The 18728-nt window shown below is 60.8% G+C and carries 14 protein-coding genes; 9 read left to right on the top strand and 5 right to left on the bottom strand.

The annotated features are described in order from the left end of the window. Window positions 1–389: 389 nt before the first annotated feature. Both EAH76_RS23415 and EAH76_RS23410 read right to left on the bottom strand, forming a co-directional pair. The gene (locus tag EAH76_RS23415; protein WP_140852673.1) at window positions 390–1055 is read right to left on the bottom strand and encodes a hypothetical protein; all 666 of its coding nucleotides are present in this window, start codon (window positions 1053–1055) and stop codon (window positions 390–392) included. Between the two features lie 171 nt (window positions 1056–1226). Next, the gene (locus tag EAH76_RS23410; RefSeq protein WP_140852672.1) at window positions 1227–1820 is read right to left on the bottom strand and encodes an RNA polymerase sigma factor; all 594 of its coding nucleotides are present in this window, start codon (window positions 1818–1820) and stop codon (window positions 1227–1229) included. 537 nt (window positions 1821–2357) lie between these two features. Here EAH76_RS23410 and EAH76_RS23405 point away from each other — a divergent pair. Beyond that, window positions 2358–4643, top strand: a complete 2286-nt coding sequence (locus EAH76_RS23405; RefSeq protein ID WP_161989135.1) for a LamG-like jellyroll fold domain-containing protein — start codon at window positions 2358–2360, stop codon at window positions 4641–4643. Here EAH76_RS23405 and EAH76_RS23400 read toward each other — a convergent pair. Next, window positions 4635–5642, bottom strand: coding sequence for a LacI family DNA-binding transcriptional regulator (locus EAH76_RS23400; protein ID WP_161989134.1), 1008 nt, complete (start codon window positions 5640–5642; stop codon window positions 4635–4637). The genes EAH76_RS23405 and EAH76_RS23400 overlap by 9 nt on opposite strands. A 110-nt stretch (window positions 5643–5752) precedes the next feature. Here EAH76_RS23400 and EAH76_RS23395 point away from each other — a divergent pair, with 110 nt between their 5' ends. The 8 genes from EAH76_RS23395 (at window position 5753) to EAH76_RS24760 (ending at window position 15688) form a co-directional block, all read left to right on the top strand. Further along, window positions 5753–8752 carry a TonB-dependent receptor gene (locus EAH76_RS23395; RefSeq protein ID WP_161989133.1) on the top strand — a complete coding sequence of 1000 codons (3000 nt, stop codon included), beginning with the start codon at window positions 5753–5755 and terminating at the stop codon, window positions 8750–8752. A 78-nt stretch (window positions 8753–8830) separates the two neighbouring features. Beyond that, window positions 8831–9742, top strand: a complete 912-nt coding sequence (locus EAH76_RS23390; RefSeq protein WP_140852668.1) for an ROK family protein — start codon at window positions 8831–8833, stop codon at window positions 9740–9742. Further along, entirely contained in the window at window positions 9735–11030 is a 1296-nt protein-coding gene (locus EAH76_RS23385) for an extracellular solute-binding protein (protein ID WP_161989132.1), read from the top strand. The genes EAH76_RS23390 and EAH76_RS23385 overlap by 8 nt, the downstream gene beginning before the upstream one ends. After that, entirely contained in the window at window positions 11027–12076 is a 1050-nt protein-coding gene (locus EAH76_RS23380) for a carbohydrate ABC transporter permease (protein WP_140852666.1), read from the top strand. The genes EAH76_RS23385 and EAH76_RS23380 overlap by 4 nt, the downstream gene beginning before the upstream one ends. Next, the gene (locus EAH76_RS23375; protein ID WP_140852665.1) at window positions 12073–12969 is read left to right on the top strand and encodes a carbohydrate ABC transporter permease; all 897 of its coding nucleotides are present in this window, start codon (window positions 12073–12075) and stop codon (window positions 12967–12969) included. Before EAH76_RS23380 ends, EAH76_RS23375 begins: the two co-directional genes overlap by 4 nt. Window positions 12970–12979: 10 nt before the next feature. After that, window positions 12980–14095: an ABC transporter ATP-binding protein gene (locus EAH76_RS23370; protein WP_140852664.1), complete on the top strand. Its 1116-nt coding sequence runs from the start codon at window positions 12980–12982 to the stop codon at window positions 14093–14095. A 46-nt stretch (window positions 14096–14141) separates the two neighbouring features. Then, window positions 14142–15563, top strand: a complete 1422-nt coding sequence (locus EAH76_RS23365; RefSeq protein ID WP_161989131.1) for a glycoside hydrolase family 32 protein — start codon at window positions 14142–14144, stop codon at window positions 15561–15563. Then, on the top strand, window positions 15560–15688 hold the full coding sequence (locus tag EAH76_RS24760; RefSeq protein WP_277754322.1) for a hypothetical protein: 129 nt from the start codon (window positions 15560–15562) through the stop codon (window positions 15686–15688). The genes EAH76_RS23365 and EAH76_RS24760 overlap by 4 nt, the downstream gene beginning before the upstream one ends. 595 nt (window positions 15689–16283) lie before the next feature. Here EAH76_RS24760 and EAH76_RS23355 read toward each other — a convergent pair. Both EAH76_RS23355 and EAH76_RS23350 read right to left on the bottom strand, forming a co-directional pair. Next, window positions 16284–17885 (bottom strand): carboxylesterase/lipase family protein, encoded by a 1602-nt coding sequence (locus EAH76_RS23355; RefSeq protein WP_206667927.1) that lies wholly within the window; start codon window positions 17883–17885, stop codon window positions 16284–16286. A 257-nt stretch (window positions 17886–18142) separates the two neighbouring features. Further along, window positions 18143–18670, bottom strand: a complete 528-nt coding sequence (locus tag EAH76_RS23350) for a DUF1440 domain-containing protein (RefSeq protein WP_140852662.1) — start codon at window positions 18668–18670, stop codon at window positions 18143–18145. Window positions 18671–18728: the final 58 nt, after the last annotated feature.

The following is an 18728-nucleotide window of genomic DNA, read 5'->3' as shown; positions in this document are numbered from 1 at the left end:
GCGGACCCGGCGCTGGGCCGCCGACCATAATCGCTACCGTCGAGAGCAGTAACAAGGTCATCATATCGACAAGCTCCGATAACCGTCGGCTTTATGTGTTCGAATGCTAGCCTCCTTGCGGACCAGCTGACGGTCTCGTTTCAGATATCATCGATGATCGACGGACAGGCCGACGACCAGAAACCGGCTGCAATTTCTCGATGAACCGATGTCTGTTTTTGGGCAGCGGAAAGTGCAACCTGAATGGCCCGAACTGGGTCGTCGTTGCCGCAAAGCTGACGGACCCCTGTCGATCAGATCTTGCCGTCTAGGAGCACATCGTTCGATGCCGAAAGCAGCCGCACCGTCATCGCGAAAGGGGTCCATTTCGCAATTTGTAAGTCTGTCTGTCAGTTTGTCGCTGATGTAGGGCGGGGCATGAAACAGCTGCTGAATGACCAAAACGGGTTTGTAGGATCGAACTTGCAACCAAGATGACTTTCTACGGCAAGCCGCGCCATCTCAACAGCAAATGCCGTACCTGGCTGGTCCTTACCTCCACATTGCGCCCAGCTTCCGCTGCCCTGCACCGCGTCTTCCGACGTTCCAAACCGGACGATCCAGCCATGACATATTGGCGGGGGCGGTAGTGACGGAAGATCGGGTTTGGGCGGGTCCCACGGTACATACGGCTTCGGTGCCAGCATATTCCCCTCCAAGCTCGTTAGATGCTCCCACGCCGAGGCGGGGAGATTTACTGGGTCGCTCTCGCCGGCTCGCCCCACAACCCTGATGGTCACTGTCCCATCCGATAGATGCTCTGCTTCAACACCGGGAATCGGTAGTATCATGTATGGATCTTCAAACAGTGCCCGGCGAACGATCCTTTTCGATTCGAGCATGTCAGCCAGCGGCCTGAAGCCTGCTTCAGTAAAAAGCCGTTGCTCGAATTTCGCTTGATTGGCTTGCCCGCGTTCAAAATCTGCTCGTTGTTGGGCAGATCCTTTGGGGGGATAGCTAAGCTCTGCTCCTATCGCGGGGGATGCAAAGACGAGAAGAACAGCTAAAAATTTCATGTCGAGATGATATTGGGACGCGCTATCCTAGCAAGCGGCATCATGATTACCGTTGCAAGGGTGTCGCTTTTTCAACGATGAAAAGACAGCGTGCGATATGAACGGCTTGGCTGCTGCAAAAGGCAGTGGCGGAATGTCGGCTTTCGTGCCGCAGAATTTTTATTTTTTGCATCACAAGCGACCGATCAGCACTCCTTCCCAATTGCGGCGTTCCCAGGGTTTGTCCTTGCGCACCATTGGTGAGAGCGACTTGGCAGCAGGGTCCTCGATCAGTTGTCGGAGACGCACTCTGCCGCGCGCCACCCGGCTTTTGAAAGTGCCTTCTGGTATAGCGAGCTCACGTGCGGCGTCTTCGATTGATACGCCGTTCCCGGCGAGCACCACTGCGTCGCGCTGGTCTGAACTAAGCTTGCCGAGTGCCCATCCGATGTCCCGCAACTCCACGGCCTGGTCCTGCCCGCCCTCGACACCGGGCATGCGATCGAACGCTTCTTCCGGCAGACTGGCATGGAAACGATCGCGGCGATGAGTCGAAAGGAAGCTGTTGCGCATCACCACCCGGCTCCAGGCCCCGAAATTGCTACCCGGCTCGAAGCTGTTCCGGGCCGACCAACACCGCAGCATTGTGTCCTGGACAAGATCAACCGCATCGATGCTGTTTCCGGTCAGGCGACGTGCATGGGCGCGAAGCGGCGTTCTATGACGATCTAAAAGCTCTGCGAAAAGCGTATCCGTAGCGGTCACGTTAAAGCGTGCGTGGTACATGGCGACAACTCCGCTCGTCTAAGTCAGACACCCTGTACGCCCGGGTTTCTTGCTGGCCGATGAGCGGCGCATCATACTGTCACCCGCTAGTCCTTCTATTTGTGAATAAGATACCGATCATCTGCGACGCGGTGGAGGGAGGGGCCGTGATAACGAGGCATCGTTGGCAAAGCTTGGCCCGGGACCCGCGGGTTGATTCAAGGCTGCCGTTTGAAGGGGGCATCGTGCGATCGGACCCGGGAGTTGGACTAAGAATTGGCGCTGACTGCCCGGATCGCCTGTTAATGGCCGATCCGAGGCAGAGGTTCGATGAACGTATGACCGGACTTGGGATATCAGAAGGCGCCTCGGAATGGCCGGTTGTGGGTCACTCCATCGGATCACGGACGTGCCTCCAAGCTCCACTGAGCTGCCCCTCTCGAAACCCCATGTCCACCCTAAATTGTCGACGTCGACAATTTTCGTTGACGGGGGCCTGTTGCGTACGGCAGCGTGTTCCCAACTATCGGCAATGACCGAGACGTCGGAGGGTTGGCAGTGGTTAAAAAAAGTTCCGAATGGAAATGCGCGCTGCGGATCGCGCGCGCATCGACGCTCGCCGCGGGTCTGTTGGCCGCGAACGCAGCTTCCGCCGGCGAACAGCGGCCAATCCTTGATCTCACGTTTGACTCACCGGCTACGGAATCCGAATTCCGCATCGAGACGCAGTTTTCCCAGCCGGATTTTACGTCCGGTGTCCGGGGCCGCGGGTGGCGCAGCGACGGCTTTTCTAGTGCTGTAATTGCGCCACTCACGCTTGCACCCAACCGCGGCTTTACGATTGAAACCTGGGTCGCGCTGGAAAGCAATCCGTCCGATGCCGAGGTGCCTGTCGCCTCCCTTAAGCCCGCGTCCTTTCTGAACCAGGCAACCGCTAAAGCCGGCTTTGACCTGTTCATCGACATGTACGGGCGCTGGGGTTTGCGCATTTCCACAACGCGCGGAAACAAGCGCGTCGTTGCGAGCGCGCCCTTTCCCCTCGGTCGTTGGGCGCATCTGGCAGCGACATTTGACCCGGCGGTGGGAGTGGCTCGGCTGTTCCTCGACGGCAAGAGCGTCGGCGAGGTCGCAACCGGGGTGGGCAAGCCATTTCTCGTTGCACCTAGAGACCTGCGGATCGCACGCAGCTGGCAAGATGCAACGATGGGCATATTCTCTGTCAACGGACTGAACGCCGCTTTCGATGATGTGCGAGTGTTTGATCGCACCTTGTCCCGCGAGGATATCCTGAAACAGGCAGAAACGGTTCCGGCTTCTGACGCCGCTGCCTCGCTTGCTGTCCCCGCCAGCCGCTTTGCTGGCGATATCCAGCGCCCCCTCTACCACGCTATGCCATCCGCGAATTGGACCAACGAGCCGCATGGCCTAATCCGGCGCAACGACGGTTGGCACATGTTCTACCAGCGAACGCCGAACGGCCCGTATAAGACCGAGATGCATTGGGGCCACATGGTCAGTCGCGACCTCGTCAAGTGGCGTTATATGCCCGACGCTTTGTGGCCGACCCTGCAGACGGATACGTTCGGCTTCGACATGAAGGGCATTTGGTCGGGTGACGTGGTGACCGGGCCGAAGGGTGTTGCGTATGCTTTCTACACCAGCGTCAACAATAGTCCGGATCTGTTTAATCCCGGAATTTCGGTTGCGCTGAGCGCCGATCCAGACCTCAGGACGTGGCAGAAGCGCGGGCCAATCATCAATGCGGCGGGTTTGCGCGACTTCCGCGACCCGTATGTGTGGCAGCAAGATGGGGAATGGCGGATGATCGTCGGCGCTGCGCTGCCGGAGAAGGGTGGCGGGGTCGCCTATTATCGCTGCGCTGACATCGACGACATCAAGGGCTGGAAGAAGCAGCCGCGGATTGCGCCGTTCGAGAAGATGGATATTGGCTCGGATATCTGGGAGATGCCCGTCTTCCAGCCAATCGGGCAGGGCAAATATATCCTGCTCGCCAATCCGATCGGCGGCGCTGTCTCGAAATATGGCGATCCCACGACGCGCGCGGTTTATTGGATCGGCGCTTGGGACGGCAAAGCTTTCACGCCCGAGCAGTTCGCGCCGAAGTTCCTCGATTTGATCCCAGGACATTTGAGCCCGACGGTGGATCGTGATGCTGCGGGCAATCTTGTCGGTATCGGCATCGTCGACGAGCGCCGTTCCACCGAGGCCCAGAAGCAGGCCGGCTGGGCGCATACGTTTAGCCTGCCGCGAGAGTGGCGGCTTCTAGGGGACGGCAAGACGCTGGGGCAAGCGCCTTTGTCCAAGCTGGCCGCGCTCCGCGACTCAGCTCGGACGCTCGAGGGGGCCGTCGAGGGGCTCGTCGGCGATCAGATGATAGGCGATCTCGGTGCCAGCGCCGAGTATAAGGTCGACTTTGGCGACAAGACCTCAAGTAGCCCGATCGGTCTAATTCTAGCGACCTCGCCCGATGGCGCCGAGAGCACGCAAGTGATTTATGACCCTGCAACGCGCAAGCTTACCCTCGACAAGCGCAAATCGAGCCTTTCCGGGACCAGTGAGGGGCCGATGCTTTTGACTGGCGCTTATGATGAGGTGGCGTTCGGCAGGCCGCGATCGTTCCACGTATTCGTGGACCATTCTGTGGTCGACGTCTTCATCAACGACGCTGCTGCCTTCTCGTTCAGGCTGTATCCGTCGCGCGCCGACAGCACCAAATTTGGCGTCATCGGAAGCCAGAACGGGCCGGTTCGCTACCAAGGGTGGCGGCTGCGCGCTGCAAAGTTCAGCTCGGACGTCGGCGAGCGCTCGACCGGTTCACCCTGAAGCGCGTATGACAATCGGACAGGGAAGGCATTCGACGCCTCCCTCCGATACGTCGCCAGCGAGGATTGCAAGCAGGCGGTCAGCGGCGCGAACGCCGATGTCGTAATAGGGCAGCGCGACAGTGGTCAGCGGCGGGATAACTTGTGCCGAGATCATTTGAAAATCGTCGAACCCAATGATCGCAAGATCATCGGGAACGCGCATCCCGAGCGAGTGCGCAGCGAACAGGCATTGCATGGCGACCTGGTCGTTCCCCGTTAGCAGGACCGTCGGGCGATCCGCCGCCTGAAGCATGTCGCGTGCGACATCATAGGCGCACAACTGTTCTTCGCCGATGCCGCCGAGGTATCCGGCGCGGACCCATTCCGGCCGCACCTCGACGCCGCGCGACGCCATCGCGTCGATGAACGCCTTGCCGCGAAGCTCTGCGGCGATGATCTTTGGGTTAAGCGTCACGAAGCCTATCTTACGATGGCCTTGGTCCAACGCGCGCAGGGCGGCGACATAGCCCCCTTCATAATCGTCGGGCACAACTGAAGGCATGCCCGGCTCGTCGGCAGCGGTGCAATTGACGAGCACGGTTGGGATTGTGGGACGTGACGCGAAGGTCACGCGGCGATGGTACATGGTCGCGAACAGAACGCCATCGATCCGGTGCTCCTGAAAGGTCCGCCAGATCCGCTGCTCGGCGTCGGGCGCACCAGCGGTGTTGGCGATCAGCAGGCTTTGTTTTGCGGTCGAGACGCGATCCTGGATGCCGCGAATGATGTCGACGGAATTTGGTGTTGTCGACACAACATCGGAAATGAGCCCAATCACACCAGACCGGTTGGTGCGAACGAGCCTGGCGCCCATGTTTGGGACGTACCCGAGCGTTGCGATCGCTGCCTCCACCAGCGCCTTGGTGCGGGCGCTGACATTGGGCTCGTTATTGGCGACGCGGGATACAGTTTTATCGGATACGCCGACATGCGCTGCGACGTCTCTTATGCTAACCATGTCGCCCTTCCGTTCCGCCGTTTCAGCGGGATCAGACCCTGACCGAACTCTGCCGCTTTGTACAACGTACAAGCGATTCAAAGACAAATTGTCGACGTCGACAAAAAGGATTGACGACGTCGACAATTGGCGAGATATGGACGTTGCGAGCCAGCGAGCCCGTACAATCGTCAGCAGGCCGCACAAGATGGCCATTGGGAGGTAGGATGATCAGGCACTTGCGGGCGACAGCCCTCGTCACAGTATCCGGTATTGCGCTTTCGGCCCTCGCGCCGGCTGGAGCGTACGCACAACAAGCAACGCCGGTCCAAGGTCAGTCACCGACTGTGCCGGTAACCGCGGCCGACGCAACGCCGGCGCAGACGTCCGCCCCAGCATTGCCTGACAGCCAGAACCAGAATGACATCATCGTGACCGGGGTCGCGGACAAGTCTCGCAAGATCGACACCACCTTTACGATCAATACGCTGACGCAGGCGCAGATCCAGCAACTCGCTCCGATCAGCACCGCCGATCTGCTGAACAACATTCCAGGCTTTTTCGCCGAGGGGAGTACGGCGGGCGAGCGCAGCAACAACGTCACCGTCCGTGGGCTGCCGAGCAGCGGCTTCCGCTACGCGCCTCAGCTCGTCGATGGTATGCCGGTGTTCCAGGATTCGGACATTCCGTTCGCTAACAGCGACGTCTTCTTCTCGCCAGACCTGATGACCGACCGCGTCGAGGCGATCAAGGGTGGCCCGGGCGGCACGCTCTATTCGAATGGTCTCGGCGGCGTCGTCAACTACATCACCAAGACCGGCGGCGACAAACTGGCGGGCGGTTATAAACTGGAAGTGGCCGATTACGGCTTCGTCCGCAACGATCTGTTCCTGTCTGGACCTCTTACCGACAAGCTGCACTTCGCCGTTGGCGGCTTCTACCGCCGATCGGACGGCTTACGCGACACGGGCTACACCGCCGACAGAGGGGGCCAGATCCGCGGTAATCTGACTTTCAAGAGCGATGACGGCAAAACCAACCTCGCGCTCTACGCGACGTATCTAAACGACCGCACCGCGGTGTATAACAACCTGCCGATCGAGGTTCCGGGTTTTGCGACCCCGGGGACCGTCGACCATCCGATCTACATCAATTCGGATAGCGTGAAGCCGATAGGGATCAATTTTCGGAACGGCACTTTGTTGTCGCCGTCCAACCGCTACGTTACGCAGATTAGCAACGATGGCCGTGTCACTAAGGCCGATCTTGGGGACGGCATCCACCCGGAATTCGTCACGCTTGCGGCGAAATTCTCGAAGGAATTCGATTCGGGTTGGCGCGTCTCACTGAATGCGAATTACGTGGAAGGATCGAGCGGTTTCAATGCGCTCTTCGCCGGCAATGACGCGGCGCCTGCCGCCAACTTCCTCAACGATCGATACATCGGGGACTTCCTGCAGCCGGCGTTCGATGCCAATTTCCAGTCAGCATCAGGCACGCCGCTCAATTCGTCGGCATACAATCGGAACGTCCTTGCAAGCTATTTTAACGCGCTCAGTCCGGCCGCCTTCCAAGCGCAATATCTCAATCCGCTCAATGCCGCAGGCTTCTCCAATTTCGAGGCGTTGCGCGCACAATATGGCAACCAGCAAACGATTGCTGGCCCTGGCGGTCACCTCGCGGCGTTCAACGTCAGCAATGGCCAGCCAATCGCGGCCGGCAGCAACCTAAGCTTCGAGATCCCGTGGATCGTGCATTCCAAGCTGCGAAGCGCGACGCAGGATCTGCAGGTCCAGAAGGACTTCACTTTGTTTGGCGAACACAGCCTCACGGTCGGCGGCTATCACAGCACCGATCATGACAACTATGATTTCCAACAGAGTCTGACGGTCTCGACGCTCGCCTCGCCAGCCGAGCTGGTCGACATCTATCTGGTCAACGCGGCAGGGGCCAAGGTTGCGCCATTGTCGCTCAACGGCAGCTTTCTTCCAGCGTTTTCTGGGAATGCGGCGTCGGGCGGAGCCGAGAACTTTGCCGGATACGTGCTCGATCATTGGGAGCTGTTCGATCGCAAGCTGAAGATCGACGCCGGTTTTCGTTGGGAAACCGAGCAGCTCGACATCCGCTACCAAAACCGCACGTGTTGCGTAACGTCCTTTCCTAACGGGGCGACCACCGGCAATCGCGCTCTGTCGCAGACGCAGACGCTGGGCGATCCGCAATATCTGAAGGAGCGCTATTACGGCCATGGGTGGTCGATCGGTGGCAACTATTCGATCAAGCGTAACCTGGCGGTCTATGCGCTCGCGTCCCAGTCGTTCCGCTTGCCGAGCTTCAACGACGGCGTCGCCTTTGCGCAAAGCCAGCCGCTTGGTAGCGCCGTCGAGCACATCACCCAATACGAGGGTGGCGCGCGTTTCCAGTCGCGCTATTTCGATGCGTCGGTGGCGGGCTTCTACAACAAATTTACGCCGCGAACGCTGATCAATACGTACCAGGACATTAATTCGCCGCTGTGCACGGCGGGGGGCACCGTCGCCACTACGTCGACGATCACTTCCTGCCCGAACATCTATCAGCCCTATTCCTACGGCACGACAAACTACGGGACCGAAATTCAGGCGACGATCCGCCCGTTCATCCCGGGGTTCGATGTCGGCATTGACGTCACGCTACAGGATCCGAAGGTCAACGGTTCGGGTTACACGGTCGTCAATCAGGTGGGGACCAGCTACCAGTTTGCTCAGATCACTCAGGACGGTCGGCGCGAGGCACGCCAGGCGACCACGCGGATCTTCATTCGTCCGCGCTGGGATCTGGGTCCGCTGTTGCACCTGCCGGTCAAGTTGTACGGTAGCTACGAGCATGAATCGCCACGCTATTCGACATCGCAGGATATCAATGTGACGGTCTATCCTGCCTATTACATCCTCGATGCCGGCGCGTTGTGGGATGTGTCGAAGCGGCTGTCGCTTCAGGTGCATGTTGCCAACCTGACCAACCAGCTGTCGTTCACCGAAGGCGATCCGCTATTCTTCGACCTCAAGGCGCCCGATGGTATCGGGAATCGTGGCGTCGCACGGCCGCTGTTCGGACGCACCTCCCGGCTTATGCTGAACTACAAATTTTGACCGATCCGGGGCCGGCGGAGCGCTTAGATGCGTCGCAAACACGGGGCTTGCCGGCCCCAAAAAATGGACTGCACTTCGATGTCAAATGACCTGTTTGCAGCCATTGAGGCCGGCGGCACCAAGTTCCTCTGTGCGGTCGCATCGGCGGACGGGCGCGTGCTGGCGCAGGAGCGGATCGCGACCTCTGCGCCGGACGAGACCTTCGCCGCGGTCGCGGCATTCTATGACCGTCAACGCGAAATGCTCGGCCCGATCCTAATCGGCGGCGTGGCGAGCTTCGGACCGCTCGATCTCGATCGTGGGTCACCAAAATATGGAAGGCTGACGAGCACCCCGAAGCCGGGCTGGTCGGGCGTCGACGTACGTGGTCGCATCGCCAGCGTCGTTCGCGCGCCGGTCGTGATCGATACCGACGTGAATTGTGCTGGCTTGGCGGAGGCACGCTACGGTGCGGGGCAGGGGCTCGACCGACTTTGCTATGTTACGGTCGGCACCGGTATCGGCGTTGGCGTAATCGAACAAGGACGTCCGATGGGCGGGGTCGGCCACTCCGAAGCCGGGCATATTCGCGTGTCGCGCGCCTCCGGCGACGATTTTGCAGGCTCCTGTCCATTTCACGCGGATTGCCTGGAAGGGTTGGCGTGTGGCCCCGCCATCGCGGAACGTTGGGGGCAGTCGGCAGAAGAGCTCGGCGAAGGCCATCCGGCGTGGGCCATGCAAGCGCATTATCTGGCCTCGCTCTGTGTCAACCTTACGTATTTGCTGCGGCCAGAGCGCATCGTCGTTGGGGGAGGGGTGATGGCGCACCCCGCGCTGCACGATGCGGTTCGCGTGCGCTTCGCCGAGCTTTCTGCCAATTATGCGCTCGATCGTTGCAGCGCTAACCCCACCACTTTCATCTGCCCGCCGGCAGCGCAGGAGCCATCTGCCGGACTGCTCGGCGCGCTTGCGCTTACGCGTGATTTCATAGCGGATTCGCACTGTGGGTAAGCGATGCGGAATTGCTGCGGGCCTAGCGCTGCTGTTCGCGCTCGGCGGGTGCAGCGATCAGCGCCGCGTGGACGGGCGCATAGACCTGTCGCTATGGCGGCACCAGGCGGGCGACGTGGAGGAATCGGCAGGTCGATACGCGATCGCGCGCTTCGAAGCGTCGCAGTCCAAGTGGCACATCACGCCCCAGTCGCTGCCTCAAGGCGGCTATACGCAATCGATCGTGGCGGCCTCGCTCGCCGGGCAATTGCCATGCCTGATGACGGTTGATCAGCCAATGGTCGCGAGCTTCGTCCAAGCGGGGCACCTCCGACCGCTCGACGGCTTAATCCCCGCAGCGGTGGTTGCGCAGCTGAACCCCGCAGCGCAGGGGCGCTATCAGGGCCATCTTTACTCGGTCGGGCAGTTCGACGCCGGGCTCGCGATTTTCACGAGGCGCTCCGCACTTGATCGGATCGGTGCACGGATTCCGACGCTCGACCATCCGTGGTCGCTCGCTGAGTTCGACGACATCCTGGGCAAGCTCAAGGCGACCGGCGCCTACAAATATCCCCTCGATCTGGCAACGCGCGACCCTAAGGCGGATTGGTGGACCTACGCCTTTACGCCCATGCTGCAGAGCTTTGGCGGCGATCTGGTCGATCGTGCGACTATGAGGAACGCCGATGGCGCCCTCAACGGCCCGGCTGCGCAAAGATTCGGGACATGGTTTCAGTCGCTATTCGTCCGGGGGCTGGTCGATCGGCGCGAGCCAGACGACCGCGCATTCGTGACGGGGCGTGCGGCCATGGCCTATACCGGCAATTGGTGGGCGCCCGACTACCGCAAGGCGGCGGGCGACGATCTGCTGATCCTGCCGCCCCCCGATTTCGGTCGCGGCACAGTGATCGGCGGCGGAAGCTGGCAGTGGGCAATCAGCTCTACGTGCGCACACCCCAATGGGGCTGCGGCATTTTTGCGCTTTCTGCTCCGTCCGGATGAGATCGCACGGATGGCGGACGATGCTGGGATGATCCCGGTCAGCGAGGCAGGCGCGGCGCTCTCGACCGACTTCCGCCGTGGCGGCAAAAGTCGTGCGTTCTTCGATCTGATGCAGCGTTTCGCGCGCCAGCGTCCAGCGACCCCCGCCTTCTCGGCGATCTCGAACAGCTTCTTCTTCGCCTTGCAAAATATTGCCGATGGCAAGGATCCACATGATGCGCTCGACGACGCGACCGACGCGGTCGATCAGGCGATCGCGGATGCCGGGAGCACTCCCGCTCCGCAGCCCGGGAAGGTGCGTGAATGACACAGTCGCGGAAGCGCGCGTATGGCCGCCGCATTGCCCTTCTGTCGTCTGGCCCGGCCCTGTTCGGCCTGACCCTATTCCTCATCATTCCGTTCCTGTTGGCTTTCGCATTGACCTTTACCGATCAGCGACTGGTTGCGACGGATTCGGGCCGTTTCGTCGGCTGGCGCAATTACGAACGGCTGCTGTCGATCTCCTATGTAGTGCAGGATCCGCAGCCGGGGGTGCAGGGAAAGCCCGCTTTCGCAAGGGTTCGGGACGTGACGCGCGCGGATCCGGTCCATCGCGGTTTTCGGCCGTTTTCTGACTTTAGCTGGGGCCAAAAGCGTGTCACGATCCTCGCAAAGGATCCGGTGTTCCTGGAATCCTTGCTCAACACCTTCGGCTTCGCACTTATGGTTGTGCCATTGCAATGTGCGATGGCACTCGCTCTGGCGTTGCTGGTCAATGCAGGTCTGCGCGGGCAGACCTTCTTGCGCGCCGTCTATTTCTCGCCGGTGGTGATGTCGATGGTGGTGGTCTCGATCGTCTGGACCTTCCTTTTCGACCGCGACTTAGGCTCGATTAACAAGCTGCTCTCGCTGCTCAGCTTGGGCACGATCGGCCCAGTCAACTGGTTGGGAGGCCGAGCAACGGCGATGCCGGCGATTGCGCTGATGTCGGCGTGGCAGGGCGCCGGCTTTCAGATGCTCATCTTCCTTGCCGGGCTGCAGGGCATTTCGCAGGAGCTCTACGATGCGGCACGGATCGATGGCGCGACGGCGTGGCAGCGCTTCTGGAACGTCACCATCCCCGGCCTGCGGCAGACAATCGCATTCGTGCTGGTTGTCACCGCGATTGCGGCGCTGGGGTTGTTCACCCAGGTTGACGTGATGACCCAAGGCGGACCGCAGAACGGAACCTCTACCGTGATGTTCCATGCCATTCAGCGCGGCGTGCGTGAGGAGAATATCGCCTACGGGTCGACCGTGGCGGTGGTGTATTTCGCGATCATCACGCTCCTGATACTCGCGCAGCAAGCGCTTCAAAGGCGGTGGTCGAAATGAGCGTCTTGTCGACCGGACGACACCAATCGGTGAGCCTGCGTTTCGCGCTCTACGCGCTGATGCTGCTGCTCGCCCTGGTCTTCGTATTTCCGTTTTTGTTCATGCTAACCGCGTCGTTTCGCACGAATGAGCAGATATTCGCGCACTCAGGGTCAATCGGTGCGTTCGTTCCGACGGGAGAGCTAACCACCGCCAACTATGCCTATGTGCTCGGTAACGGCAACATCCTGCATTTCTTCCTCAATTCGGTAATCATCACGACTCTGACCGTCGGCCTCGGTCTTATCGTAAACAGCCTGGCCGCGTTCAGCCTGGCGCGGCTTCAGTGGCGCGGTCGCGAGGCGGTCGCGTCGCTGTTGGTGGTGTTGCTCGTCATTCCGTTCGAGGCGATCTCCGTGCCGCTGATGCTGCTAGTTGCCCATCTCCCCGGGCTTGGGTTTGAGGCGGGTCGGCTGGTCCTGACCCGGTCCTGGCTCAACACACTGTATGTGCAGATCCTGCCATTCGTCGCCAACGCCTTCTCGATTTACCTGTTCTATCAATTCTTCCGTAGCATCCCGAAGGATTTCGACGAGGCCGCCTATATCGACGGCGCGACCCCCCTGCAGGTCTACCGGCATGTTATCGTGCCGTCGTCCAAGCCGGTTTTCGCGACCGTCAGCATCCTGCAGGGGCTTGCAATGTGGAACCAGTATCTCTGGCCGGTGATCACTGTGCCGGGCGAGTCAGCGCGACCACTCATGGTCGGAATGCAGCAATTCTTCGGGCACACGACCGAATGGGGCAACGTCATGGCCTACGCCACGATCATCACCGTTCCTGTGCTCGCCGCCTTCGTCATCTTCCAGCGCTGGTTCGTTCGCAGCGTAATCGGCAGCGGCGTCAAGGGTTAGGAGTAGATACGTGCCTGCATCTCTAGAACTTCGCGACATCCACAAAGAATATGGCGGTCGCCAAATCATCAAGGGCGTCAGCCTGACGGTTGCGCCGAGCGAGTTCCTCGTTCTGGTCGGGCCCTCGGGGTGCGGCAAGTCGACTCTGTTGCGCATGATCGCGGGACTTGAGGAGATCAGCTCGGGCGATCTGCTGTTCGATGGCGAGCGCGTCAACGACTGGGATCCGGCCCGGCGACGCATCGGCATGGTATTCCAGTCCTATGCGCTCTATCCGCACATGACCGTCGCCGAAAATGTCGGCTTCAGCCTGAAACTGGCGAAGATGCCGCGCGCCGAGCGGCAGCAGCGAGTCGACGACGCTCTACGCACCCTTCAGCTTGAGGAACTGCACGACAACAAGCCGAGTCAGCTTTCCGGCGGGCAGCGCCAGCGCGTTGCGATCGGCCGCGCGATCGTCCGCAACCCCAACGCCTTCCTGTTCGACGAGCCGCTGTCGAACCTCGACGCTTCACTGCGCATCCAGATGCGGATGGAGATCAGCCGGTTGCATCAGCGGCTTCGCAATACAGTTGTCTATGTCACTCACGATCAGGTCGAGGCGATGACTCTTGCGGACCGCATCGTCGTGCTAGAAGGCGGCGTCATTCGTCAGATCGGCGCACCGCTCGACCTATACGAACGGCCCGCCAACCGCTTCGTCGCGGGCTTTATCGGCACCCCGACGATGGCATTCCTGCAGGTGGCGCGGTGCGAGGAGACGAGCGGCCGTCTCGCGGTGAAACTGGTTGGTCAGGACGAGCATACGCCTTTGCTAGAGCTGGACACCGTTGCGTCCGCGACGCGGGGCGAGGGTCCCGTCACGCTCGGGATTCGCCCCGAACATTGCCGTCTCACGGCGCCCGATGGCGCGATGCTCGCTGGCACTGTCGCAATGGTCGAGCGGCTGGGTGCAGACACGTTCGCGTTTCTAGACTTGCCCGGCGCAGAGGACACGGTCGCTGTTCGGCTTGGCGAAGATGCCAGCCGTATCGCCGTCGGTGACCGCGTCGGCCTCCAGTTCGACGCGGAGAAAGCCCATCTGTTTGACGCTGGTGGCATCGCCGTCCGGTCGCCCGCCCGCTGAGCGCGCGCTCCCTAAATCTCCCCGTATATCTCCGAGGAACGATCTCATGGAAAATCTTGCACATTCGCATCCCGTCGATGCCCGAGCAGCGGACGATCAGGCGCGATACCGACCGCGGCTGCACTTCGCGCCGCAGCGGAACTGGATGAACGATCCCAACGGGCTCGTGTATTTCGCCGGTGAATATCACCTGTTCTACCAGTACAACCCGTACGGCGACCAGTGGGGACACATGAGCTGGGGGCACGCCGTCAGCCAGGATCTTGTAACGTGGGAGGAACTCGCGGTCGCGATACCCGAGCAGGCTGGCGAGATGATCTTTTCGGGCTCGATCATTGTCGACTGGGACAATGTCTCGGGCCTGGGGGTGGGGGGAGAGCCCCCATTGCTCGCTTATTACACTGGCTTCGATGCCGTTGCCGACATTCAGCGGCAGTGTCTTGCCTACAGCCATGATCGCGGCCGCACCTTTAGCTTCTATGCTGGCAATCCGGTGATCGATCTGGGAATGGCGCATTTCCGCGACCCCAAGGTATTTTGGCATGCACCGAGCAGCGCTTGGGTCATGGTTGTCGCTTTGTCGCGCGAGCACAAGGTGCAATTCTACCGGTCGACCAACCTGCTCGACTGGTCGCTGACCGGTTCGTTTGGCCCCGCTGGCGCGACCAGTGGCCAGTGGGAATGCCCCGATCTCATGCTGGTGCCGCTACAGAACGATCCGTTGCAGACCCGCTGGGTGCTCAAGGTCGATGTCGATGCGGCTTTCGTCGGGGGCGGTTCGGGCGCGCAATATTTCGTCGGCAAGTTTGACGGGTTCAGCTTTATCGTTGATCGGGACAGCGCCGACGGCGACACGGTCGATTTCGGGCCCGATTTCTACGCGGCGATCAGCTGGGGGGAACTGCCGTCTGAGCAACCTGGGCCACTGTGGATCGGCTGGATGTCCAATCATCAGACCGGCCGGTTCTACCCGACCCAGCCTTGGCGCGGGGCGCAGTCGCTGCCACGCACGCTGTTCGTATTCGAGGAAGCGGGGCGGTGGAAGCTTGGTCAGCGGCCGGTCGCATCAGCAGCAAAGCTATTCGAAGCGCCACAACGCGGCGTTGTGGGCGACTTGACGGTGGCGTCGGGCCCAACGAAGGGATCGTTCCACGCGAGCGTCTCGCTCACCGTCACAGAGGGAGCCTCTGAAACTATGGTGCTTGTCGCGGGAGACGAGGTCTTGCTTTCGATACGCTATGAGCGGGAACCTGGACTGATCTTCAATCGCAACGATCACGGCGACATCCCGGAAGGGTCGCTAACCTTTGAGACCGTGACCGCGTATCCTACCGAAGGACGGATCGCCATCGAGCTCTTTTTCGACAGCTGCCTGGTGGACATTTTCGTTGACGGTGGGAAGCGGGTCTATTCGTGCTGCGTATTTCCCGAAGCACCTGCCTTCGCCCGTGTCGCCCTAGAGCAATGACGGCCATGGATGTCGCTACTCCCGTGACTGTTTTAATGGATATCGATGTGCTTAGCCAGCCGGATTTCTTGGCCAGCGTCGCGGCGGCATTGACCATCGGCGCCGCACTGTATGTTTTCATCTGAAAGGGCCGGTCAGGCGGTGTGGGCATGTCGCTCGATCTTGCCGACGAGAAGCCAGTAGGCGGCGATCGCGGCGACCATGTGCAGCTCGACATAGAGTAGCGCGCCGTCATACGCCTCGGTCCAGGCGATGATTGCTCCGACGGCGATCGCGTCAGTATACCGGCTATGCTGCCCGCGCCGTTGAACAAACCGCCTGTCATGCCGATCGCCTCGCGCGGAGCGGTATCGGCGATAACTGTCCAGCCCAACGCCCCGAAACCCTTGCCGAAGAAAGCAAGGCACATGATCACGACCTTTCAAGCTCTATGCGGGTAACCGGCCTTACGCCACCGGCCCACTTTCGGTCGTTCTGCGATGCCGGGAGGGGAAAGCTGGATGTCGGCTCCTCACGAGACCCGTCGTTTGAAAAGTCGCTCGGAACAGCAGGGTTGTCACTGTTTTCGCAATTCCAGCGGCGCCTTGGTAGATCGCGATCTGATGAATGAGTGTCCGGAGTTGGGAAGCGCGAGGAGGGCGCTGAGCGTCCACAAATGGGTCTGAACGGCCGCAGGCTGCGCGGCCGGCAGCGGCCCTTCCCGACCTGAGAAGGACGTCGCTAATGCATAAACAATATTGGATCAGCGGTCACGTAGCGCTCCTGCTGAGTAAAAGGCACGCTTCGCGTCTTGAGGTCAATCACCTGGCGGCGAATGCGCGTCTGATCGAGTGTCGCTCTGGGCCATTGGGGTAAGCCGGGGCCGTTTGGATTACCAAACCTGACGAAATTCGCCCAGTAGCCGCTCATCATCCCCGAGACAGTGCGGTCGGCGTCGGTCCAGGCGTAGATCGGGTTCACGTTCAGATTGCCCAGCGCATATTCAATCTCTGCGCTATGCACTGCCCCCCAAGCTGGCTGACTACCGGGATCTAGTAGAAAGCGGGGGCGTACGTGCGTGTAGCGGAAATAGTAGGTTGGCGCGCCTGTGCGCCGATGCAAATCGAACCATTTCCACGTCGGCAGACCGAGGTAATCGTCGCTCGCCAATTCGGTTGCGGCCGGTAAGACGTCCGCATCGCCGGCGGCGGGATAAAGGCGAAAGAAATGGTCGGCCTTGTCGCCCAACGTCCGTGAGAGCCCCGCGCGATATGAGGCCACAGTCGCGGTGCCGTCGCCGAACACCGCAGTCCCAGGTGCTTCCTGCGAGTTGGACCCGACGAGGAGCGGCACATGGGCAGCCTTCCCGCCGGCGAAGGTGATCGACGGCGCCTCGGTGAGGAAATAGCCATCGATGATCGGATCGAAGGACATGCTCTCCGACTTACCCTGCGCCTCAAGCAACTTGTCGGCGGACATTGCACGCAAGGCGGACAGGGTGGGCGCACCGATGCCCTTGGAGAACACGACGGCTTTCTGCTCGATGTCGATCCTGCCGGGCGGCGTCCATTTCTGCATCATCGCGCCGCTTTCGCCGATAGCGCCCGCGATAATGTCACGCGAGAGCTGAGATGCCATCAAGGCGCTGACCGCCATCGATCCGGCAGACTCGCCTCCGATCGTGATCTTTTTGTGATCGCCGCCAAAGGCCACGATGTTGCGCTTCACCCACTTGAGCGCTGCTACTTGGTCGAGCAGGCCGTAATTTCCCGACGCATGATGCGGAGATTCTGCCGTGAGATCGGGGTGCGCGAAGAAGCCAAACATACCGAGGCGGTAGTTGACGGTGACGACGACGATGCCCCGGGCGGCCAGCGCCGCGCCGTCGTATCGCTTCTCCGATCCATCTCCCGCCACAAAGCCGCCGCCATGAAAATAGATCAGGACCGGTAGGAGCCCGGTCGCCGCCTGACTGATCTTCGCGGGTGTCCAAATGTTCAGGTAGAGACAATCCTCGCTCGGTGACGGAGAGCGAAACTGCATGTCGGAATAGAGAGGCTGCTGCATGCAACGCGGAGCGAACGCCTTTGCCTTAAGTGTCCCGCTCCACGGTTTCGTCGGATTGGGTTCTCGCCAGCGCAGCGGGCCGACCGGCGCTGCCGCATAAGGGACGCCGCGGAAGATCCGGATGGACGTCGTTCCTCTTGTGTCTACGCCTTCGACGAGGCCGCTCTCAGTCTTTACAACTGGGTCCGCCCAAGCGGGGGCCGAAACCACCGATGCGCCAAAAGCCGGCGGCAAATAGCAGAACATCGTGAATGCCAAGGGTGCCGTGAGGTTCACTCTAGCCCAAGCGCGATACTTTTCCTGTCTCACCCTGGTTCCCATCCATCCTGTATTGGCAGACTAACACAGGTGGATCGGTGCCGCAAAGAACCGGGGTTGGGCTTTCGGGATACCCATCCCTTTCGGGATAATTGATGACGGCGGCTCGTTGCGCTTGCTCGCGGGTCGAGATGAACGAGTGGCCAAAGTTGGGGAACCGACATGGCACCCTGATCGTCGTCTTCTGGGTCGTCGATGCCCCTAGTGAAAAGGGCTTAGCCGACACTCTGCGGCGTCAGCGTGCCCGCGACCTGCTGGCGCACGATTTCGCTCACGCCGCCAAAGACGAGATGAGAGGCATAGGAATAGAGGTTGCTTGAGATCCCCGCGTCCCACGGAGGGCTGCCAAGCCCCGTCGCGGGGACCGCGACTTCGTCCAATATTGTCGCGGTGCCGAGCCCGAACGCCGTACCAAAGCCCAAGGTAACCGAAGGTCGGAACTCCGCGGCGATACCATAAGCAGCACCTAACGCGATCCCGACCGCATAATGGACCGCCTGCCCAGCAAGCGGTTTGTCCGCATCAGGGATCGCATAGCCTGTGATGCCCATCGTTATGGCGTCGGCCGCTTTTTCGGTTGCCGGTTCCGAATTGCCCCCGCCCGACGGCAGTAGCGGAGATGCCGCCGCCTGGAACCGGTCCATGGCAAAGGACGCAACGGCGCCCGCGATCACCCCTGCCACCAGACCGCGCGCGATTTTGGCAGCGTTGCTCTCATCAGTCTTGGTGGGGGTCGAGGCCATCGCGTATCTCCTTGGGTCTGGCACTCAGTAACTCCGGAGGCGGGGGCGGGTTGCCCCA

The sequence above is a fragment of the Sphingomonas glacialis genome (assembly GCF_006439055.1).
Lineage (GTDB): Bacteria > Pseudomonadota > Alphaproteobacteria > Sphingomonadales > Sphingomonadaceae > Sphingomonas > Sphingomonas glacialis_A.
The sequence above is the reverse complement of the archived record's forward strand: the minus strand, read 5'-3'. Positions and strand labels throughout refer to the sequence as shown.